Annotated in this window: 18 protein-coding genes and 1 pseudogene; 10 read left to right on the forward strand and 9 right to left on the reverse strand. The window is 68.2% G+C overall.

Features of this window, described 5'->3' with window-relative positions; translation table 11 throughout:
• Together ACWELQ_RS10660 and ACWELQ_RS10665 are read right to left on the reverse strand one after the other, a co-directional pair.
• Positions 1-198, reverse strand: a 198-nt coding sequence (locus ACWELQ_RS10660; RefSeq protein WP_452396791.1) for a hypothetical protein, incomplete at its 3' end; no start/stop codon positions are given.
• A gap of 408 nt (positions 199-606) precedes the next feature.
• Positions 607-930, reverse strand: a complete 324-nt coding sequence (locus ACWELQ_RS10665; protein WP_452396792.1) for a type VII secretion target — start codon at positions 928-930, stop codon at positions 607-609.
• Between the two features lie 137 nt (positions 931-1,067).
• Here ACWELQ_RS10665 and upp point away from each other — a divergent pair, with 137 nt between their 5' ends.
• Positions 1,068-1,691 (forward strand): uracil phosphoribosyltransferase, encoded by a 624-nt coding sequence (upp, locus tag ACWELQ_RS10670; RefSeq protein ID WP_452396793.1) that lies wholly within the window; start codon positions 1,068-1,070, stop codon positions 1,689-1,691.
• 27 nt (positions 1,692-1,718) lie between these two features.
• Here upp and ACWELQ_RS10675 read toward each other — a convergent pair whose 3' ends face one another.
• Positions 1,719-3,512 carry a phospho-sugar mutase gene (locus ACWELQ_RS10675; RefSeq protein ID WP_452396794.1) on the reverse strand — a complete coding sequence of 598 codons (1,794 nt, stop codon included), beginning with the start codon at positions 3,510-3,512 and terminating at the stop codon, positions 1,719-1,721.
• A gap of 10 nt (positions 3,513-3,522) precedes the next feature.
• Positions 3,523-4,326 carry a purine-nucleoside phosphorylase gene (locus ACWELQ_RS10680; RefSeq protein WP_452396795.1) on the reverse strand — a complete coding sequence of 268 codons (804 nt, stop codon included), beginning with the start codon at positions 4,324-4,326 and terminating at the stop codon, positions 3,523-3,525.
• Between the two features lie 148 nt (positions 4,327-4,474).
• On the opposite strand from ACWELQ_RS10680, the gene ACWELQ_RS10685 reads away from it, so the two are divergent.
• The 3 genes from ACWELQ_RS10685 (at position 4,475) to ACWELQ_RS10695 (ending at position 7,859) form a co-directional block, all read left to right on the forward strand.
• On the forward strand, positions 4,475-5,179 hold the full coding sequence (locus tag ACWELQ_RS10685; RefSeq protein WP_452396796.1) for an enoyl-CoA hydratase/isomerase family protein: 705 nt from the start codon (positions 4,475-4,477) through the stop codon (positions 5,177-5,179).
• 203 nt (positions 5,180-5,382) lie between these two features.
• On the forward strand, positions 5,383-6,612 hold the full coding sequence (locus ACWELQ_RS10690) for a M20 family metallopeptidase (protein ID WP_452396797.1): 1,230 nt from the start codon (positions 5,383-5,385) through the stop codon (positions 6,610-6,612).
• A 77-nt stretch (positions 6,613-6,689) separates the two neighbouring features.
• Entirely contained in the window at positions 6,690-7,859 is a 1,170-nt protein-coding gene (locus ACWELQ_RS10695; protein WP_452396798.1) for a M20 family metallopeptidase, read from the forward strand.
• 75 nt (positions 7,860-7,934) lie between these two features.
• On the opposite strand, the gene ACWELQ_RS10700 is transcribed toward ACWELQ_RS10695, so the two are convergent.
• Both ACWELQ_RS10700 and ACWELQ_RS10705 read right to left on the reverse strand, forming a co-directional pair.
• Positions 7,935-8,348, reverse strand: coding sequence for a PPOX class F420-dependent oxidoreductase (locus tag ACWELQ_RS10700; RefSeq protein WP_452396799.1), 414 nt, complete (start codon positions 8,346-8,348; stop codon positions 7,935-7,937).
• A gap of 71 nt (positions 8,349-8,419) precedes the next feature.
• Positions 8,420-8,899 carry a gamma-glutamylcyclotransferase gene (locus ACWELQ_RS10705; RefSeq protein WP_379366354.1) on the reverse strand — a complete coding sequence of 160 codons (480 nt, stop codon included), beginning with the start codon at positions 8,897-8,899 and terminating at the stop codon, positions 8,420-8,422.
• A gap of 302 nt (positions 8,900-9,201) precedes the next feature.
• Between ACWELQ_RS10705 and ACWELQ_RS10710 the strand changes: the two genes are divergently transcribed.
• From ACWELQ_RS10710 to ACWELQ_RS10725, 4 genes are all read left to right on the forward strand, one after another.
• A complete protein-coding gene (locus tag ACWELQ_RS10710) occupies positions 9,202-10,605 on the forward strand; it encodes an NAD(P)H-quinone dehydrogenase (RefSeq protein WP_452396800.1) in 1,404 nt (467 codons plus the stop codon).
• 210 nt (positions 10,606-10,815) lie between these two features.
• Positions 10,816-11,961, forward strand: a complete 1,146-nt coding sequence (locus ACWELQ_RS10715) for a hypothetical protein (protein ID WP_452396801.1) — start codon at positions 10,816-10,818, stop codon at positions 11,959-11,961.
• Positions 11,962-12,062: 101 nt separating this feature from the next.
• Positions 12,063-13,286: a hypothetical protein gene (locus ACWELQ_RS10720; RefSeq protein ID WP_452396802.1), complete on the forward strand. Its 1,224-nt coding sequence runs from the start codon at positions 12,063-12,065 to the stop codon at positions 13,284-13,286.
• Between the two features lie 109 nt (positions 13,287-13,395).
• A complete protein-coding gene (locus ACWELQ_RS10725) occupies positions 13,396-14,586 on the forward strand; it encodes an aminotransferase-like domain-containing protein (RefSeq protein WP_452396803.1) in 1,191 nt (396 codons plus the stop codon).
• Positions 14,587-14,737: 151 nt separating this feature from the next.
• On the opposite strand, the gene glpD is transcribed toward ACWELQ_RS10725, so the two are convergent.
• On the reverse strand, positions 14,738-16,486 hold the full coding sequence (gene glpD, locus ACWELQ_RS10730; protein ID WP_452396804.1) for a glycerol-3-phosphate dehydrogenase: 1,749 nt from the start codon (positions 16,484-16,486) through the stop codon (positions 14,738-14,740).
• Between the two features lie 81 nt (positions 16,487-16,567).
• Here glpD and glpK point away from each other — a divergent pair, with 81 nt between their 5' ends.
• Positions 16,568-18,064: a glycerol kinase GlpK gene (gene glpK / locus ACWELQ_RS10735; RefSeq protein WP_452396805.1), complete on the forward strand. Its 1,497-nt coding sequence runs from the start codon at positions 16,568-16,570 to the stop codon at positions 18,062-18,064.
• Here glpK and ACWELQ_RS10740 read toward each other — a convergent pair.
• Positions 18,049-18,627: a Uma2 family endonuclease gene (locus ACWELQ_RS10740; protein ID WP_452396807.1), complete on the reverse strand. Its 579-nt coding sequence runs from the start codon at positions 18,625-18,627 to the stop codon at positions 18,049-18,051. The genes glpK and ACWELQ_RS10740 overlap by 16 nt on opposite strands.
• Before the next feature lie 243 nt (positions 18,628-18,870).
• Between ACWELQ_RS10740 and ACWELQ_RS10745 the strand changes: the two genes are divergently transcribed.
• Complete coding sequence (locus ACWELQ_RS10745; RefSeq protein WP_452396806.1) at positions 18,871-19,917, forward strand: alpha/beta hydrolase; 1,047 nt, start codon at positions 18,871-18,873, stop codon at positions 19,915-19,917.
• Here the strand turns inward: ACWELQ_RS10745 and ACWELQ_RS10750 are convergent.
• Positions 19,872-20,254 (reverse strand): annotated as a pseudogene (locus ACWELQ_RS10750) (Fpg/Nei family DNA glycosylase); the annotation flags it as partial. The gene ACWELQ_RS10745 and the pseudogene ACWELQ_RS10750 overlap by 46 nt on opposite strands.

The raw sequence follows: 20,254 nt of genomic DNA on the forward strand, positions 1-20,254 counted from the left end.
CCCTTTTCGCCGTTGAACCACTTCACACTGCCTTGCGACATTCTTTTTATTTGCTTTCTGTTGCGCCCGAACGTCATCGACCGCCGCCGAGGCCGCCCGCAACGTCTCGGCCGCAGGCCCCGCCCCGGATGACCCGAAGCTTTCCAGCAACGCGAGAATCGGCTCCGCCAACGCTGAAACCCCGATCGGCGCACTCATCGCCCCACCTCGTCCTGAATCGGTATGCAGCGCAGCGCATTTCCCACACCCTCCGGGATCGCGTCGGATCGGCCCGCTAGGCCCGCGCCGCACATGTCGTCCATGCATCCGCCGCGCTCGTCATCCCGACGTGCTCTTGACCGGGATCCACACCGGCGGTCGTACACCGGCTGTCGGCCCGAACTTGGCGGCCGGCCCCCATCTCGTCGGACATGTCGCCGTCGGCGGGGGTCGCCCGGTGCGTTCATCGGCGTGTCCCTGTGTGAACTCGGGTGCGCGGCAGCGGATTTACCCTGGCGATGTCGTCGTCTTCTCTGCCCGATTTCGGCCGACGGCCGCGGCGGCAGCCGGGGAGTGGCGTTCGGGAGTGGATGCGGTGGTGTCCATCGTGGCGGGAGGACGCGGTGGTCATGCGCGCAGCTCCTGGTCGGCCGTGCGCAGTGCTGTCGTGTACCGCGCGTCGTGGGTGGCGTAGGTCGATGCGGCCGCTGCTGTCGCGGTGCCGATGCTCGCGAAGACCGCCGACAGTTCGGCCAGGTCGGTGAGGTGGGTGGTGTGGGCGGCGGCGTAGGCGGTGAGGAAGTCGGTGCCGAGGAGGCCGAAGGCGGGGGCGAGTAGGTCGGGGGCGGTGGTGGCGGCTCGGGTGGGGAGGGCGGCGAGGTCGGTGGCGAGGAGGGTGGTGGTGGTCGCGCAGCGGGTGATGCCGTCGGGGTGGAGCGAAATGCGGTGCATGAATGCCCCTTTCATGCCGGTCGCGGGGTGGATTTCGGTTGTAGGGGGTTGGACGTACGGCGGGGCGGGTTGGTTCCGGGTGGGGGAAATCCGGCGGGCGGGGATCTTGGTGGGCGGGGCTGATTTATGGTTTTCGTATGCGCACTCTCGTCGTGGACCATCCGCTCGCTGCCGCTTTGCTGACCACCATGCGAGACGCTCGTACAACCAATCCGACATTCCGGGCGGCGCTGCGGGATCTGACCGGGATCCTGGTCTATGAGGCCATGCGGGACGCCCCGGTGGAGCGGTTTCCGATCGCCACGCCCGTGGCCGCGGCGGAGGGGACGCGGCTGAATGCTCCGCCGTTGCTGGTTCCGGTGCTGCGCGCCGGGCTCGGCATGGTGGAGACCGCGGAGAATCTGATCCCGGACGCGCGCATCGGCTTCGTCGGGGTGGCCCGCGACGAGGAGACCCATCAGCCGACCCCGTACATGGAGTCGCTGCCGGAGGACCTCTCCAGCACCCCGGTGATCGTGCTGGACCCGATGCTCGCCACCGGCGGCTCCATGGTCTACACGCTGGACCTGCTGGCCGGTCGCAATGCCCGCGACATCACCGTGCTGTGCGTGGTGGCCGCGCCGGAAGGCATTGCCGCCCTGGAGAAGTCGGGTCACGCGGTGCGCCTGGTCACGGCCTCGGTGGACCGCGGACTCAACTCCGACGCCTACATCGTCCCCGGTCTCGGCGACGCGGGCGACCGCCAGTTCGGCCCCCGCTGAACCAGCCTCAGGGTTTCGCGCAGACCTTCAGAGTTTCTCGCAGAACTGCCGGATGTCGGAGAGCCGTTGCGCGGCAGCGGCCTTCGCGGCCGGTAGCCCGGCTCGATCGGCCACGGGCACGACGGTCTCCAGATAGCACTTGAGCTTCGGTTCGGTCCCGGACGGCCGGATCACCAGCCGCAGCGACGGACCTTCGAAAACCAGTGCGTCCGTACGCATCCGCCCGCGCAGCTGGGACATATCGGTGCAGGTCACGGCCTCCCCGGCGATCTCGGTCGGCGGGGCCTCGCGCAGCCGTGCCACCACCGCCGCGGCCTCGCTCACATCGGGCAGCCGCAGCGACACCTGATCCCCGGCGTGCACACCGAACTCCACGGCGAAATCGTCGAGCACGTCGAGCACGGTCCGGCCCTCAGCCTTCAACTGCGCCACCAGGTCCGCCGCCACGACCGCCGCCGAGATCCCGTCCTTGTCCCGCACGGCAGCCGGATCGACGCAGTGCCCGATGGCCTCCTCGTAGGCGTAGACGAGCCCTTCACCCGCCCGCGCCAGCCATTTGAACCCGGTCAGCGTCTCCGCGTACCGCGCCCCGCGCGCCGGTGCCAGCTTGCTCAACAGCCGCGACGACACGATGGTGGTGGCCACCAGCGAATCCCGCTCGGCCGTCCGAAGCACGAAATCGCCCAGCAGCACCCCGGTTTCGTCCCCGCGCAGCATCCGCCATCCGTCGGGCCCCCGGACGCCGATCGCACACCGGTCCGCATCCGGATCCAGTGCGATGGCGATATCGGCCTCGAGCCGCTTCGCCAGATCCAGCAGTAGATCCGCCGCCCCCGGCTCCTCGGGATTCGGGAACGACACGGTCGGAAAGTCGGGATCCGGCGCGAACTGCTCCGAAACCACCAGCACCTCATCGAATCCCGCGCCCCGCAGCGCCGCGACCGCCAACTCACCGCCGACGCCGTGCATAGCGGTCAACGCGATCCGGATCTCCGCGCGCCCGTGCGTTTCCGCCGAACCCGAACCCCCGGCCCCGGCACGAGCCTCATCCGCAGCCCCGGCGTGAGTTTCATCCGCGGCCCCAGCACGAGCCGCATCCGCAGTCCCGGCGTAAGTCTCATCCGTGGCCCCAGCGTGAGCCTCATCCGTCATCCGGGCGGGTGACCCCTCCGTCATCCCGGCGTGCTCTTGGCCGGGATCCACACTCGCGCCGTGGATTCCGTCCGAAAGCGCGCCGGAATCACGAGAAGTCTTGCCTTCACCACCGATGATGTTGGGCAACAACGTGATTCGAGTCAGGTAGCGGCTGATGATCTCCGCGCCGAGGGCGTCGGCCGGAGCGTCCGCGGGCAGCCCGAGGATGGCCGGGTCGACCGGGGCGGGCTCGGTGCGGGGGATCGGGGTGGTGACGGCGTCGATGCAGCGCTCGATCTCGGCGTCGGCCGGTGGGATGAGCTGGGAGCCGCCGTCCAGGTAGACCTTGTAGCCGTTGTCGGTGGCCGGGTTGTGGGAGGCGGTGATCTGCACTCCGGCAACGGCTTTCAGCTCACGGACGGCGAAGGCGACCACCGGTGTCGGCACCGGGTGGGGGAGAGCCAGCACCGAGAACCCCGCCGCCGCGAAGACTTCCGCGGTGGCGACGGCGAATTCGGCGGAGCCGTGCCGGGCGTCGCGGCCCACGATGACCAGGCCGCCGCCCAGGCAGCGCTCGCGCAGCCAGGCCGCGATCCCGGCGGAGGCGCGGGAGACGGTGTCCACGTTCATGCCGTCCGGGCCGTCCTGGAGCGGTCCGCGCAGCCCGGCGGTTCCGAAGCGCAGCATCCCCGCGCGCCTAGAGGCGTTCCAGCACGCCGCGCAGCAGTTTGCCCAATCTCGGTGCGGCGGCGTGGCCTTCGGCCAGGACCTCGGCATGGGAGAGGTGCTGTCCGGTGACACCCGCGGCCAGGTTGGTGACCAGCGAGATGCCGAGCACCTTCGCGCCGCCCTCGCGGCAGGCGATGGCCTCCAGCACGGTGGACATGCCGACCAGGTCCGCACCCAGGGTGCGCAGCATGCGCACCTCGGCGGGCGTCTCGTACTGCGGCCCGATGAGCCCCGCGTACACGCCTTCGCTCAGGGTGGGGTCGATTTCCTTTGCCAGCGCCCGCAATTCGGGATCCCAGGCGTCGACCAGATCCACGAAGTTCGCGCCCTCGATGGGGGTGCGCCCGGTCAGGTTGAGATGGTCGCTGATCAGCACGGCTTCGCCGACGGCGAGATCTTCGCGAATGCCGCCCGCGGCATTGGTGAGCAGCACCGTCTGCGCGCCTGCTGCCAGCGCGGTACGGACGTTGTGCACGACCTGCCCCGGCTTGTGGCCCTCGTAGAGATGCTGGCGACCCATGAGCACCAGCACCGGCTCGTCGCCCACGGGAACGGAGTGGATGGTGCCCTGATGCCCTTGGGCGGTGGGCGATCCGAATCCCGGCACCTCGGCCATGGGAATGGAGGTGGCCGGTTCGCCGATCACGGCGGCAGCTTCCTGCCAGCCCGATCCCAGCACCACGGCAACCCGGTGCTTGCGCACACCGGTACGTTCGGCAATGGCTTCGGCGGCTAGTTCGGAAACCCCGCCCATGGCCTTCTCGGCTAGCATGTCGCCCACCCTAGTCCTAGGCGATCAACGCTGCCCGGCCACCGCCACGACCTGCCGTTTTCACGCCGATTGTCCGGCTCTTTCGTGTCCCGCAAGTTATCCCTACCCACGGGTAGGTATCGCTCCGCGCCCTCGCTACGCTGCACGCATGCCTTATTTGAAGCGTGATGGGGACGTGTTCGTGCTGTCTCTCGGGACCGAGGGTCAGACCATCGACAGCGAGAACCGTTTCCACCCGGACTGGATCACCGAGGTGCACGCGCTGCTCGACGAGGTCGAGGCGTCCGAGGGTCCGGCCGCGCTGGTCGTCACCGCCGACGGCAAGTTCTTCTCCAACGGCCTCGACACCGATTGGCTGTTCGGCAATTTCGACAAGAACTGCTGGTACCTCGACCGCGTGCATTCGCTCTACAGCCGCCTGCTGGCCTTCGCGCTGCCGACCGTCGCCGCGGTGAACGGTCACGCCTTCGGCGCGGGCGCCATGCTCGCCACCTCCTGCGACTTCCGGATCATGCGTGCCGACCGCGGCTTCTGGTGCCTGCCCGAGGTGCACCTGGGCATGCCGTTCACGGTCGCCATGAACGCCCTGGTCACCAACCGCCTGATCAACCAGGTCGCCGTCGAGGCCATGACCACCGGCCGCCGCTACGGCGCCGATGACGCCATCGCCGCGGGCATCGTGGACGGCAAGGCGGATGCGGAGTCGTTGCTCGCCACCGCCATCGCGCGCGCGGATCTCCTCAAGGGCAACCGCAAGCCGAACCTGCCGGTCATCAAGCGCGCCCTGCACCAGAACGCGCTCGCCGGTCTGGCCGTGGAGACCACCCCGGAGAACCTGGCCTTCAATCCGTAAGGTCTGTTCCTCCCGTTTCGAGGGGTTCGAGGGCTTGCTCTCGAACCCCTAATTTCTGCCCATCTCGTGATCTGCCGGATATTTTCCGCCGGACCTGGTGCGACAGATCGGGACGGTAGTGCGAGACTGTTGGGATGCAAGCGTCGCGCAACAGCGATGAACGCACTCTTCGCAAACCGACTAGTCGGCACGATGATCTTTCCGTGTCGGCATCGAATGCTGTCCTGGCAGCACCGGATCCAGTGCTCATCGCCGAGGTAGACGCCGCGATCGCCGCACAACGCGAGCGATTGATCGCGCTGTCCCACGACATTCATTCCGAGCCGGAACTCGCCTTCGAGGAATTTCGCAGCGTCGCAAAGACAATCGAGCCTTTGCGCGAACGCGGCTTTCGGATCGAAACGGGCGTAGCGGATCTACCCACCGCATTCACCGCCGAATACGGCAGCGGCGACCTGGTGGTCGGAATTTGTGCGGAATACGACGCACTCCCCGAAATCGGGCACGCCTGCGGCCACAACATCATCGCGGCGTCGGCCGTCGGCGCGGCCATGGGGCTGGCCGAGGTCGCCGACGCCTGCGGCATCACGGTGAAAGTGCTGGGTACGCCCGCCGAGGAGTCCGGCGGCGGCAAGGTTCTCATGCTCGAGCGCGGCGTCTTCGACGATCTGGCCATGGCGCTGATGGTGCATCCCGGTCCGGAAGACATCGCCGGTGCGCATTCGCTGGCGCTCGCGGATGTGTCCGTGGTTTTCCACGGCCGGGAATCGCATGCCAGCGCCGCGCCGCACTATGGGCGGAATGCCCTGGATGCCGTCACCGTGGCGCAAGTTGCTTTAGGTTTGCTGCGGCAACATCTCCTGCCCGGACAGCAACTGCACGGTATAGTCGGGTCGGGCGGCGTAGCCCCCAATATCGTGCCCGGACACGCGGAGCTGCTGTATTACCTACGCGCAGTCGACACCGCGACCCTCGAAGATCTGATGCAACGAGCATCGGCATGTTTCGAGGCTGGTGCCCTGGCGACCGGATGCACACACGAAATCCGGAAGCTCGCGCCGACGTATACCGAGCTCACTCCCGACAGCGCACTACTGTGTGCCTATCGCGAGCAGATCGCAGATCTCGGCCGCGAGCCCATCGCCCCGCAATTCGAGGCGGCCCGGCCGCTGGGCAGCACCGATATGGGCAACGTCACCAACGTCATCGCCGGTATTCACCCGGTCATCGGCATCGATGCCGGGGGCGCGGTCACCCACCAGCCCGCGTTCGCGGCCGCCGCCGTGAACGCCTCGGCGGACCGCGCGGTCCTGGATGGGGCAACGGCGTTGGCTCGCACCGCGATACATATTGCGGGCGACAAAGTGCACAGGGACAGGTTGTCGGAACGAGTCATTCAACGGCAGTTTCAGCGACAGGAGGACATTCGGTGAGCACAACCGGCCGGTCCGCGGCGCGACTCAACGGACCAGTGACAGCTGGCTGCGTCAGCACGCAGGCGAGCGTCGCGATGGAACCGGCTACGGGGCACGAGATGGTGGAGTCCTGGCTTTCGGAGCATATGGACGATCTCAAGGCTTGGCGTCGTCATATCCACGCCAACCCCGAGCTTTCCCGGACCGAGTTCGGTACCACGGAATTCGTGGAGTCCTGGCTGATCAAGGCCGGGCTCGAGCCGCGCAAGCTACCGAGTGGTACGGGCCTGATCGTCGACATCGGCCCCGATACTCCGCGAATCGGACTGCGCGCCGACATGGACGCGCTGCCGCTGCAGGAGTACACGGGCTTACCGTTCGCCTCCACCGTGCCCGGCGTCTCACACGCCTGCGGGCACGACGCGCACACCACCATCCTGCTCGGCACCGCCTTGGCGCTGGCCGAGATTCCGGACCTTCCGGTCGGTGTGCGGCTGGTGTTCCAGCACGCCGAAGAGGTCATGCCCGGCGGCGCCATCGACATGGTCGCCGCGGGCGCGATGGAAGACGTCTCGCGCATGTTCGCGCTGCACTGCGATCCGCGACTGGAAGTCGGCCGGGTCGGCATCCGGGTCGGCGCGATCACCTCGGCCGCAGACACCGTCGAACTGGTGCTGGACTCGCCCGGCGGCCACACCTCCCGGCCGCACCTCACCAGCGACCTGGTCTACGCCATGGGCACGGTCATCACCGGCCTGCCCGGCCTGCTCTCGCGCCGCATCGATCCACGCACCAGCACCGTCATGGTGTGGGGCGCGGTGTCGGCGGGCAAGGCGCCCAACGCGATTCCGCAGACCGGCATGCTCACCGGCACCGTCCGCACCGGCGATCACGCCACCTGGTCGCTGCTCGAGCCGATGGTGCGCGAGATCGTGGAGGGCCTGCTGGCCCCGACCGGCGTGCGCTACCAGCTCAACTACAAGCGCGGCGTGCCGCCGGTCGTCAATGACGAACAGGCCGTGCGCATGTACGAGGAGGCCATCCGCGGTCTCGGCCCGGACGCGCTGGCCGACACCCAGCAGTCCGGCGGCGGCGAGGACTTCTCCTGGTATCTGGAGGAGGTGCCGGGCGCGATGGCGCGGCTCGGCGTCTGGTCCGGTCAGGGCGAGCAGCTCGACCTGCACCAGCCGACCTTCGATATCGACGAGCGCGCGCTGGCCGCCGGTGTCCGGGTGTTCACCAATATCGTCCTGAACGCGAGCTGACCCACACGAACGAAGCCGGGCCGCACCCGAAGGTGCGGCCCGGCTTCGTGTTTCGGAGGTCTAGTTGTTTCAGGGTTACTTGGCCGCTTCGGCGATCGCGCCCCAGGCGTGCCAGCGGTCGATCTCGATCCACACCGAGACGCGCTTCTGGTCGGGCACGCCGTAGTCGCTGCCGATGTAGTGCTGGGCGATGCGGTCGATGACCGAGGAGTCCGCGTCGTTCTCGATGGAGACGATGCGGCCCTGGATGCTGACGTGGCTGTACCAGTTGCCGTCGGCCAGCACGGTCAGGCTGATACGGGGATCCTCGCGCAGGTAGTCGAGGCGCTTGCGGAAGTCGGCCAGATTCACCAGGATTCGGCCGTCCTCGTACAGGTACCAGGTGGCCACCGAGACCGGCTGACCGTCCGGACGATTCGAGGCGAAGACGGCCGGGTTGGGCCGGGACAGGAATTCGGCGATCGGGGCGGGCACGGGTGTCGCGGGCATGACTCCTCTTTCGACGGTTCGAAGATCGTTCTTGTCCCGCAACGCCGCCGCCGCGCCGAATCTTCCGGCCGCTACGGCCCGAAAGTGCCCGGGCCGACGTTCTTGCTGTTGCGGGTGCGTAGCGCGTGCGTGTAATCGCTTGGCGCGCCCGCCTTCTCGGCGGCATCCGCGATGACGCCGATATAGCGCGCGGACGGCAGCCCGCCCTCGTAGGCGTCCAGCACGTAGAGCCAGGCGAGCACCGGCTCGGAGCCGGGACCCTGATTGGGGGTAACGCGCAGCCGGATCTTCTTGTGGATTCCGAAGTCCGAACCCTCCCAGCGGTCGAGACTCAGCTCGTCCTCGCTGGGAACGTCGTACAGCACCACGAAGACCCGTTGCCCGGCATCTTCGACCACCGTCGCCAGCGGTCCCTCCCAGCCGATGTCGTCCCCGGCGAAGGTGAGTCGCCACCCTTCCAGCCAGCCGGTTCCGTATACGGGGGAGTGCGGACAGCGCTTGAGCATCTGCTCGGGATCCATGTTGGACCCATAGGCGGCGTAAATCGGCACCATAGAAGCCTATCGAACAATCCGGGGAGACCATCCCCGATCCCGTCACAAGTCGGTCGGCGCGCGCATGATCGGTAGCCGTGAAGTCGCCGGAACATGTGCCGGACCTCGCGCGTGTCCGGTTCGTCCTGGGGCGGCAAGGAGTTCGGGCAACACTCCCTCGACGACGGGCGAACTTCGCGAATGGGATGCGCCACAGTGGGACAGTTGTCCTGGATGCGGTCAAACACGTAAGGAGCTGGACGGATAACGTAAGGGACCGGCATCGGAGATCCCGGGGCCGGAATGAACGCGGAGGAACAATGACCCGCATTGCGATCATCGGTGGCGGCCCCGCCGGATATGAAGCGGCGCTGGTGGCGGCACAGCACGGGGCGCCGGTCACGCTGATCGACAGTGACGGCATCGGCGGCGCGTGCGTGCTGTGGGATTGCGTGCCGTCCAAGACCTTCATCGCCTCCACCGGCGTGCGCACCGACCTGCGCCGCGCCCGTGACCTGGGCATCACCGTGCATCCCTCGCAGGCACAGGTGCGTCTCGCCGAGGTGAACTCGCGTGTGAAGGCGCTCGCGCAGGCCCAGTCCTCCGATATCAAGGCCAAGTTGCAGACCGCGGGCGTCACCGTGCTGGCGGGCTACGGCGAAATCATCGACCAGGCTCCCGGCCTGGCCACCCACCTGGTCAAGGCCACTCTCTCCGACGGCCAGGAGCGGGTCATCGAGGCCGAGGTGGTGCTCATCGCCACCGGCGCCAGCCCGCGCGTGCTGCCCGGCGCCGAACCCGACGGCGAGCGAATCCTGAACTGGCGCCAGCTCTATGACCTCAAGGAACTGCCCGAGACGCTCGTCGTCGTCGGTTCCGGTGTGACCGGCGCCGAATTCGTCTCCGCCTATACGGAGATGGGCGTGAAGGTGAAACTGGTCTCGAGCCAGGACCGCGTGCTGCCCCGTGAGGACGCCGACGCCGCGCTGGTGCTCGAGGAGGCCCTCGCCGAGCGCGGTGTGGAGCTGGCCAAGCACGCCCGCGCCGACGCGGTGGAGCGCACTCCCGAAGGCGTCGTGGTGAAGCTGTCCGACGGGCGCACCGTCACCGGCACCCACGCGCTGATGACCGTCGGTTCCATCCCGAACACCACCGGGCTGGGTCTGGAACGCCTGGGCATCGAGTTGGACAAGGGCGGATACTTGCGCGTGGACCGGGTTTCGCGCACCACCGCGACCGGCGTCTACGCCGCGGGCGACTGCACCGGTCTGCTGCCGCTGGCCTCGGTGGCCGCCATGCAGGGCCGCATCGCCATGTATCACGCGCTCGGTGAGGGCGTGCAGCCGATTCGCCTCAAGACCGTCGCTTCGGCGGTGTTCACGCGCCCGGAGATCGCGACCGTCGGTGTCTCGCAGACCGCGATCGACAATGGTGAGACGCCCGCGCGCACGGTCATGCTGCCGTTGAACACCAACCCGCGCGCCAAGATGTCGGGCCTGCGACGGGGTTTCGTGAAGATCTTCTGCCGCCCCGCCACGGGTGTGGTGATCGGCGGCGTCGTCGTGGCCCCTATCGCGTCGGAACTGATCCTGCCGATCGCGCTCGCGGTGCAGAACAACCTCACGGTGAACGATCTGGCGCAGACGTTCTCGGTGTATCCGTCGCTGACCGGATCGGTCACCGAGGCGGCGCGTCAGCTCATGCGGCACGACGATCTGGACTAGTCGCAACGGTTTTCACACCCTCGGAATCACGCTTTGTTACCGGCCTGTCTTGCTGCCTTGTCTCCCTTGTGATTAAGTTCGCGGCGGAAGCGATCGGCAGGGCGGTCGCGAGCGTTACGTAGCGGGGGCTCTCAATTCCCCTCCGCGGCGAGGCTCTTCGATGCCCCGGAGCGATCGTGCGCCCCGAGGGACGAAGGAATTGAGCGAAACGTGAAGCACCGCAAGCCGAGTCGGATCAAGGCGAGCACCTCCCTGACGCTGGCCGGTGCGGCCGCCGTGGTGTCGCTGTTGTCCGCGCCCGCCAACGCCGCCCCCGCCGATCCGGGCGCGGTCCCCGCCGACCAGCAGCAGCCCGATCCGGCCACGCCGCCCACCACCGAAACCCCGGCTCCGGACGCCAAGGCGCAGGTCGTGCCCGCGCCCAAGCCGGAGAACGTGCAGCCGGGCACCACCAAGCCGCAGCAGACCCAGCCGGGTGTGACCGCGCCCACCACCCCGGACACCACTGCGCCGCAGCAGGATCCGGGTCAGCCGCAGGGTGCCACCCAGCCCGAGGGCACCACCCCGAAGCCGGATGCCAACGCCCCCAAGAGCGATCCGAACGCGTCGCAGGCCGGGAACAACGGGCAGCCCGCCCAGCCCAAGTCGGTGAAGCCGCAGCCGGGTGTCACCGTGCCGCGCGTCGCGCCGCTGCCGGTGCCGGGTCAGTCGACCCAGCCCGTGGTGACCCAGCCGGATCCGGCGGCCACGCCGGGCCAGGCCACCACGCCCAAGCCGAACGACCAGACCGCGCAGCCGGCCGGCACCACGCCGAAGCCGGATCCGTCGGTGGACACCATCACCGGTCAGCCCTCGACCGCGGTCCCGGCGCAGCAGCCGCGCTGGCAGTCGCCCGCCGTGGACACCGCCCCGGCCGCGCCGGTGGTCGCCATGACCGGCCCGCACACCGAGGTCGGGGTCAACCTCGACGGTGGCGCGGTGCTGCCGGGCTGGGCCGCCAACACCCACCACTTCAGCAACCTGGACGGCTACGTCGGCACCATCGGCTACACCACGCCGGGCGGTATCGGCGAGGCCGGTATGTCGCTGGACTTCACCACGATCAACCAGATCAAGGTGACCGCGTTCGCGGGCAGCGGCCCGGACAACGACCAGAAGGTCGAGTTCCTGCTGGACACCGCCGCGGCCAACGCGGCCAAGGCCGACGCCGAGAACTTCATCCGGCTGATGCCGGGCGGCGCCACGATCCTGGAGGCGGCGGCGCAGATTGGTAAGCTCCCCGAGGGCGAGCGGCCGTCCCAGTCGGTCGACGTCGGTGGCGTGACCGCCCAGGTGGGCGAGTCGGTTCAGTACTGACGGTTCTATAGGTTTCCGGTGATGGCACCGGTAGGGGAAGTGTCGTCGCGTGGGGCGGTCGGTAGCGACCGCCCCACGCGCATGTGGCGAAAGGACGGGTGATGGTTTCCGGTCAGGACGAATCCGCCGACCGTCCCGAACCCGGGGAGACGAACAAGCCCGAGCAGGCGGAGTCGGAATTCGGCCCCGCGGTGGGTGAATTCGGGCCGTCGCTGGGCGATTTCGGGCCCTCGATCAACGAGTTCGGTCCCACCCCGGTCCCCGCCGCGCCCGGCTGGAGTCCCGTGCCCGGGCCGCAGGGCCCGGATGTGGGATGGCGTCCCGCGGGTGGGCAGGTCCCGCCCCCACCACCGCAGTATCGGGCCCCCGATGCCTGGGGGCCGACGACCGGTCAGTATCCGGCGCAGTATTCGACCGGGCAGTACCCGCCGGTGAACGGCATGTCCACGGGCCAGTTTCCGGCCGTCGAGGGCGCCGGGCGGCAATCGGGTACCCCGGATGTCGAACAGACCGTGAGAATCCCGCCTGGCGGGTCGCAATCGACCCCGGGTGATCAAGAACTCACCACCCGCCTCGGTGGGACCGATCAAGCCGCCGAACCGAATTCGACGGGCGCGGAGAGCGCCCCCGACTCGTGGTGGCGCTCCGCGCCCAGCGGCTTCCCGCCCGCGCCGCCCGCGGAATCCGATGCGCCGCAGGGTGAGTCGCTGTCCTGGGCCGATGATCCCATCGTCAAGGCGCTGACGCCGAAAACCCCTGCGCCGCAGGTGAAACCCGAGACCACGCGGTCGTGGCGCAAGATCGGCGTGATCGCGGGCGGCGCGGTGGTGCTGCTGCTGGTCATCGGGCTGGTGGTGTTCGCGGTGCTGCGCGGCGGCAAGGACAGCGCTCCGGTGGCCGGGGTGACCACCACCGGTAAGACGCCCTCGACGGTGGCCGCGCTGAGCTGCCCGTCCAAGCACGACGGCCCGCTGACGATCGGCAACGGCGCGGGCGGCACCGGCAGCGGCGTGGACGCGATCCTCGGCTTCGAGCACGCCTTCTACGTCGAGCGCAGCGGTGTGCTGGCGCGGTCGTTCGTGGTGCCGGAGTCGACCACGGTGATGCCCGCCGACGTGATTCAGCAGAAGGGCATCGATCCGCTCAAGCCGGGCACCACCTACTGCCTCAAGATCGTCGAGTCCGGGAAGAGCCCCGATCAGACGCAGTCGTTCCACGACGTGGACATCACCGAGCATCGGGCGGACGGCACGACGGAGGTCTACACCGAGCGGGTGACCACCGTCGAGCGGGACGGCAAGCACCTCATCCAGTCGATCGAGTAGCCCGGGATCTGGACTCACGTCTCATATATTGGGATTCGAATTTCATATCCTGGTCGCCGTGTGACATGGTGGAGTTTCGCATACCCCGGCGTTCCCTCGGAGGTGGTTCATGTCCGCGACCTTCCCGCCCCTCGCGCGGCGGCTCGACGGCCTGCAGAGCTCGGCGATCCGTGACCTGCTCAAGCTCACCTCGCGCGCGGACATCATCAGCCTGGCCGGCGGGCTGCCGGACGCCGAACTCATGCCTCGCGACCGGATCGCCGCGGCCGCCGACGCGGCCCTGTCCGACCGCTCCCGGCTGCAGTACACCGAGTCCCCCGGGTGGGGGCCGCTGCGTGAGGTGCTGGCCGCCCGCGAGTCCGGGCGCACCGGGCGCGACATCCCGGTCGACGAGATCTTCGTGACGCACGGCTCGCAGCAGGCGCTCTCGCTGCTGGCGGAGGTGCTGCTGGATCCGGGCGCGCTGGTCGTGGTCGAGGACCCCGCGTATGTCGGTGCGCTGCAGGTCTTCCGGGCCGCGGGTGCGCGAATCGTGGCCGTGCCCTTGGATTCCGACGGCATGCGCCTCGACGCGCTGCGCGAGCTGCTGGCCGCCGGGGAGCGACCCGCCGTCGTGCACACCGTCAGCAACTTCCACAATCCGGGCGGCGTCACGCTGAGCGCGGAGCGCCGCCGGGAACTCGCGAGCCTGGCCGAGCAGTACGGCTTCTGGATCCTCGAGGACGACCCGTACGGCGAACTCTGGTTCGACCGGCCCTCGCCCGCGCCCGTCGCGACCTACTCGCCCTTCGTGATCCGGCTCTCCAGCGCCTCGAAGATCCTGGCGCCTTCGCTGCGGGCCGGGTGGATGATCGCGCCCGCCCAGGTCTGCCGGGCCGTCGAACTGCTGAAGCAGGGTGCGGACCTGTGCGGTTCGGCCCTCACCCAGCAGATCACCGCCGAACTCCTCGCCGACACCGACTGGCTCACCGCCCACGTCGACACCGTCCGCCAGGTCTACGGCGACCGGGCCCGCGCCCTGGTCGACGCCGTCCGCGCCCGCTTCGGCGATAACGTGACCTGCACCGACGCCGCGGGCGGCATGTTCGTCTGGGCCGACTTCACCGACGGCACCAACACCGACACCCTGCTCCCGCACGCTCTCGACGCGGGCGTCGCCTACGTCCCCGGCAACGCCTTCGCCGTCACCACCGACTACACCCGCTCGATGCGCCTGTGCTTCACCACCTCCGACGCGGCCACCCTTGCAGAAGCAGTCGACCGCCTGGCCAAGGCCCACGCCACAGTGCGCAAGGTCTGACGCGGCCTACAGGCCCTCCCTGCGGGCAAGCGCCCCGTCATTCCGGCGTGCTCTTGGCTGGAATCCAACGCGCACGGTAGTTCCCCTGCCGGTGTGGATCCCGGCCAAAAGCACGCCGGGATGACGAGGGGTTGCTCAGGCGAGGGGTTGTTCAGACGGATTCGGGCTGGGTGAGGGGGATCGGGTCGAGGACTTCTCGGCGGGCTTCCGGAGCTTCGAGGCGCAGGGCGTCGGCTCCCGCGTCGTCGGGCTGGGTTTGGGATTCGATCTCGGCGCGGACGCGGGCGGTGTAGATCGCGACCTCGCGGTCGATATCGGACTCCGACCAGCCCAGCACCGGGGCCACCAGCCGTGCCACCTCGTCGGCGGAATCCGCTCCGCGGTGGGCGTATTCGATGGAGATGCGGGTGCGGCGGGCGAGGATGTCGTCCAGGTGCAGGGCGCCCTCGGCGGCGGCCGCGTACACCGCCTCCACCCGCAGGTAGCCGGGGGATTCCGTAATCGGTTGCAGCAGATCGGGTTTGCCGTCGGCCAGGCCGAGCACCTCGTCGATGAGCGAGCCGTATCGGTTGAGCAGGTGCTGGATCCGGTACGGGTGGATGCCGTACTTCTCGGCCAGGTGCGGGGTCTGGTTCATCAGCGCGTGGTAGCCGTCCGCGCCCAGCAGCGGCACCTTCTCGGTCACCGTCGGCGGCACCCGGCGCGGAATGTCCTGTGCCGCTTCGTCGACCGCGTCGTAGGCCATCACCCGGTAGGTGGTGTACTTGCCGCCCGCGATGGCGACCAGCCCGGGCGCGATGCGGGCCACGGCATGCTCGCGCGACAGTTTCGAGGTCTGGTCGCTCTCCCCGGCCAGCAGCGGGCGCAGGCCCGCGTAGACGCCGGTGATGTCGGCGTGGGTGAGCGGGGTGACCAGCACCTTGTTGACGTGTTCGAGCAGGTAGTCGATATCGGATTTGGTGGCCGCCGGATGCGCGAGATCAAGGTTCCAGTCGGTGTCGGTGGTGCCGATGATCCAGTGGTCGGTGCTCCACGCGATGACGAACAGCACCGACTTCTCGGTGCGCAGGATGATCGAGGTGTCGCTGGCGATGCGGTCGCGCGGCACCACGATGTGCACGCCCTTGGACGCGCGCACGTGGAAGCGGCCGCGCTGCCCGGCGATGGCCTGGATCTCGTCGGTCCACACGCCGGTGGCGTTGATGACCACGCTGCCGCGGATCTCGGCGGTGCGCCCGTCCTCGCTGTCGCGCACCTTCACGCCGGTCACCCGGTCCGCCTCACGCAGGAACCCGACCACCTGGGTGGAAGTGCGCACCACCGCACCGTAATTGGCGGCGGTGCGGGCCACGGTCATGGTGTGGCGGGCGTCGTCGACCACGGTGTCGTAGTAGGTGAGCCCGCCGGTCAGCACGCCGTTCTTCAGGCCCGGCGCCAGTCGCATGGCCGCCGACTTGGTCAGATGATGCTGTCCGGGAACGGATTTCGCGCCGCCCATGGTGTCGTAGAGGGTGAGGCCCGCGGCCACGTACGGCCGCTCCCAGCCGTAGTGGCTGAGCGGGTAGAGGAACCGCAGCGGCTTGACCAGGTGCGGGGCCAGCGTGGACAGCGCCAGTTCGCGTTCCTTGAGGGCCTCGCGGACCAGTCCGAACTCCATCATCTCCAGGTAGCGCAGACCGCCGTGGAACATCTTCGAGGAGCGGCTCGAGGTGCCCGCCGCCAGATCGCGGGCCTCCACCAGCGCGACCTCCAGGCCACGGGTGGCGGCGTCCAGGGCGATGCCCGCGCCGACCACTCCACCGCCGATGACGATCACGTCGAAGGTGTCCTTGCCCAGTCGGGCCCAGGCAGCTTCACGCTGCTCGGGGCCGAGGAACTGCGATCGCGGTTGCTTCGTCATGCTCGACTCCTCCGGGTTAACTTCCGGCTACCGAGGGCTAGGGTACCCACAGTAGCGTGCGGCGTCGGTTAGCCTCGAGCGATGCGTCGTTATGTGGCCGCCATCGATTCCGGGACGACGTCGAGTCGTTGCATCGTGTTCGATCATCAGGGCCGAATCGCCGGAGTAGCCCAGCGTGAGCACGAACAGCTCTTCCCGCAGCCCGGATGGGTCGAGCACGATCCCGAAACCATCTGGCGCAATACCGAATTGGTGGTCGCTCAGGCATTGAAGGGCTGCGGCATCGGGGCCGCCGAGGTCGCCGCGGCGGGCGTCACCAACCAGCGTGAGACCACCGTGGTGTGGGAACGCGCCACCGGCAAACCCGTCTACAACGCCATCGTCTGGCAGGACCTGCGCACCGCCGGACTCACCGCGACTCTCGCCGGTGACTTCGGGCCCAACCGGTATGCCGACCGCACCGGCCTGCCGCTGTCCACGTATTTCGCCGGGCCCAAACTGCGTTGGATCCTCGACGAGGTGCCGGGCGCGCGGGCGCGCGCCGAGGCCGGGGAGCTGTGTTTCGGCACCATCGACAGCTGGATCCTGTGGAAGCTGACCGGGCAGCACATCACCGACGTCACCAATGCCTCGCGCACCATGCTGATGGATCTGCGCACGCTGCGATGGGATCCGCAGATCTGCGCCGAATTCGGCATTCCGATGTCGATGCTGCCCGAAATCCGAAGCAGCTCCGAGGTTTACGGCGACATCACCACCGGCGCGCTGGCGGGCGTCCCCGTCGCGGGCATTCTCGGCGACCAGCAGGCCGCCACCTTCGGCCAGGCGTGCCTCTCGCCCGGTGATACCAAAAACACCTATGGCACCGGCAATTTCATGCTGATGAACACCGGCACCACCCCGGTCTTCAGCGAGCACGGCCTACTCACCACCGTCTGCTACCGCCTCGGCGACCGGCCCGCCGTCTACGCCCTCGAGGGTTCCATCGCCGTCACCGGCTCGCTGGTGCAGTGGCTGCGCGACAACCTCGGCATCATCTCCTCCGCCGATGAAATCGAACCCCTCGCCCGCACTGTCGCCGACAACGGCGGCGCCTACGTCGTCCCCGCCTTCTCCGGCCTCTTCGCCCCGCGCTGGCGTCCCGACGCCCGAGGCGTCGTCGCGGGCCTCACCCGCTTCGTCAACAAGGGCCACCTCGCCCGAGCCGTCCTGGAAGCCACCGCCTTCCAAACCCGCGAGGTCATCGACGCCATGCGCGCCGACTCCGAAGCCCAACACCTCGACGTCGAAAAGGTGACGCTGAAAGTAGACGGCGGCATGGTCGTCAACGAACTCCTCATGCAATTCCAAGCCGACATCCTCGACGCCCCAGTAGTCCGCCCCATGGTCACCGAAACCACCGCCCTCGGCGCCGCCTACGCCGCCGGCCTCGCCGTCGACTACTGGACCTCCACCGACGACATCCGAGCCAACTGGTCCGAAGACAAACGCTGGACCCCAACGATGTCCACCGCCGACCGCACCCACCTCATGACCGAATGGAACAAGGCGGTCGAACGCACCTACAACTGGGCCTGACCGACCGTCCGCCTGCCGGTCAGTGCCGGAAGGTCGATCGTCACGCTGGAATTCAGCAAGGGCAGCGCGATCCGACCGGTCTGCGTGCCGAGGCACTCGTACCGGTCGGCCATGAGCCGGAAAGCCCGCAGGCTCATGGGCTCGTCCATATCGATCAGCCAGTAGTTCTCGATGCCCGCTTCGGCGTACTCGGCGAGTTTGGCCACCCGGTCGGTGCGCCTGGTCCCGTCCGACATGATCTCGGCTACCAAGCAGACCTTCTCGGGCGACCAGCGCGGCAGTTCGTCCTCGATCCCGGCTTCCGTGCCCACCAACAGGTCGGGCATTCGCACGGTCGGGAACGGTCCCGGATCGACCACGAGTTCAACCCTGCGAAGGGTCCCCCAGATAATGGGAAGCTGCGGCTCGAGTTGCGCGGCCAGTCGCAAGACAGCCTGCTCGTGTCTCTGATCCGGCCGTGGCGAAACGATCAACAGCCCCTCGACCAGCTCGAAGCCATGACTGTCGTCCTTCGGAACCGCCACCCAGTCATCCAACGTCAACAGCCGACCGAGCCAGGCCATGGGATCCACCCGTGCCTCCCTTCGCAAACCCGAACCCTAACCAACTCAGCAACCGGACACACCGAATTCTCCGGTGGTGCCCCGGAACTCCGCGAGTTGGCATCCAAGGATGCTCGGGCCGAGGGATGATTCGCGGTCGACGACGAGTTCGGCTGCGGTAGAACGTGTTACATTCCTGCTCGGTGCGCAGTTGAGGCGGCTGGGGCTGACGCGAGGGGCGGCATGATGGCGAGGTTAGGGCGGATGGTCGTGGCGGCGGTCGCGGTGGTGGCGGGGATCGCCTTGCCGGGAAGTGCGCATGCGGATGTGGGTGTGAGTTGCCGGGATGTGGAGCTTCCGGTTGTTGTGGCCGGGAATTCGTATGCCGTATATGGGAATCTCTGCGATCCGGGTAGTGGTCCATCTGCCACGTTGCAGGTGTTGGTGCATGGGCTTGTGTATGACCATTTCTATTGGGATCCACCGGAATTCGGTGGGCGCTATTCGTATGTGCGGCATGCTGCCGCGGCGGGGTACTCCACACTTGCGATCGACCGGATCGGGTCGGGGCGCAGCGGCCATCCGGCTGCCTTGGATGTAACGGCGTTGTCCAATGCGGATGTGGTGCATCAGATTGTGCAGGCGGCTCGGCGTGGGGATGTGGTGCATTCCTGGTCTCGGATTGTCACCGTGGGGCATTCGTTCGGCACAGTGGTGACCGAGATCGAGGCCGCGAGTTATCGGGATGTCGATGGCATCATAGGTACCAGTTGGGTGAATGTGCCTGGGCTGGTGCCGTCTGCCGCGCTGATGTCGTGGCATGAACCGGTCGATAGTGCGGGTGGGGAGCCGTTGCCGCCGGGGTATCTGACAATGCGGTCCGGTGGGTTGGCGGTTTTTCATCAACCGGGCAATGTGGATCCGGGGATGCTTGCCGCCGATGATCGGCGGCGGGGGACGGACACCGTGGGGGAAGTCGCGACACCGACATCGGTGACGGTTGTGCAGGCCATGAATCCGATTGGGGTGCCTGCACTTCTGGTGCTGGGGGAGGATGATTTCCTGTTCTGTACACCGCCCGAGCATCAGCCGTGCGATGCGGCGAGTGTGCGGGAGAGCCAGCGGATGTACTTCACCGCGCAGGCGGTGCCGAGTACCTATGTGCAGCGCGGGGCGGGCCACAGTATTGCGCACGAGTTGAATGCGGCCGACGGATTCGACGCCATGATCGACTGGCTCGGCGAGCGAGGATTCGGCGGCTGGTTTCAGCGGGCAGTGGTCGGTGTGGGCTGGCAGCGGGGGCAGAAGTAGATGCCGCGGTCGGTGCGGGTCGAGGCGGGATCGTTGCCGAGCAGATGAACGACGATGTTCGTGCCGCAGCGTTGGCAGGGGCGGCGTTGTCGGCCGTAAGCCAGTGTGCGCCAGGGTGGTTGGTGGGCGGCTTTGGTGAGGATGCGGTGGGCCTCGTCTACCAGGCCGGGGAGGTCGGTGATGTCGGCGACCGGGGTCGCCGGGTGGATGCGGCGGAGGAAGCAGATTTCGCTGCGGTAGATGTTGCCGATGCCTGCCAGGTTGGTTTGGTCCAAGAGGGCTAGGCCGATGGGCTGGTCCGGGTTGCGGGAGTGGCGGCGGACGGCTTCGGCGGCAT

It is taken from the genome of Nocardia sp. NPDC004722, from assembly GCF_053601505.1.

What these genes read in the sequence shown, in the direction of transcription:
- ACWELQ_RS10665 (WP_452396792.1), bottom strand. Translation starts at nt 930, where the DNA reads ATGCACCGCATTTCGCTCCACCCCGACGGCATCACCCGCTGCGCGACC.
- upp (WP_452396793.1), top strand. Translation starts at nt 1,068, where the DNA reads ATGCGCACTCTCGTCGTGGACCATCCGCTCGCTGCCGCTTTGCTGACC.
- ACWELQ_RS10675 (WP_452396794.1), bottom strand. Translation starts at nt 3,512, where the DNA reads ATGCTGCGCTTCGGAACCGCCGGGCTGCGCGGACCGCTCCAGGACGGC.
- ACWELQ_RS10680 (WP_452396795.1), bottom strand. Translation starts at nt 4,326, where the DNA reads ATGCTAGCCGAGAAGGCCATGGGCGGGGTTTCCGAACTAGCCGCCGAA.
- ACWELQ_RS10685 (WP_452396796.1), top strand. Translation starts at nt 4,475, where the DNA reads ATGCCTTATTTGAAGCGTGATGGGGACGTGTTCGTGCTGTCTCTCGGG.
- ACWELQ_RS10695 (WP_452396798.1), top strand. Translation starts at nt 6,690, where the DNA reads ATGGAACCGGCTACGGGGCACGAGATGGTGGAGTCCTGGCTTTCGGAG.
- ACWELQ_RS10700 (WP_452396799.1), bottom strand. Translation starts at nt 8,348, where the DNA reads ATGCCCGCGACACCCGTGCCCGCCCCGATCGCCGAATTCCTGTCCCGG.
- ACWELQ_RS10710 (WP_452396800.1), top strand. Translation starts at nt 9,202, where the DNA reads ATGACCCGCATTGCGATCATCGGTGGCGGCCCCGCCGGATATGAAGCG.
- ACWELQ_RS10720 (WP_452396802.1), top strand. Translation starts at nt 12,063, where the DNA reads ATGGTTTCCGGTCAGGACGAATCCGCCGACCGTCCCGAACCCGGGGAG.
- ACWELQ_RS10725 (WP_452396803.1), top strand. Translation starts at nt 13,396, where the DNA reads ATGTCCGCGACCTTCCCGCCCCTCGCGCGGCGGCTCGACGGCCTGCAG.
- glpD (WP_452396804.1), bottom strand. Translation starts at nt 16,486, where the DNA reads ATGACGAAGCAACCGCGATCGCAGTTCCTCGGCCCCGAGCAGCGTGAA.
- glpK (WP_452396805.1), top strand. Translation starts at nt 16,568, where the DNA reads ATGCGTCGTTATGTGGCCGCCATCGATTCCGGGACGACGTCGAGTCGT.
- ACWELQ_RS10740 (WP_452396807.1), bottom strand. Translation starts at nt 18,627, where the DNA reads ATGGCCTGGCTCGGTCGGCTGTTGACGTTGGATGACTGGGTGGCGGTT.
- ACWELQ_RS10745 (WP_452396806.1), top strand. Translation starts at nt 18,871, where the DNA reads ATGGTCGTGGCGGCGGTCGCGGTGGTGGCGGGGATCGCCTTGCCGGGA.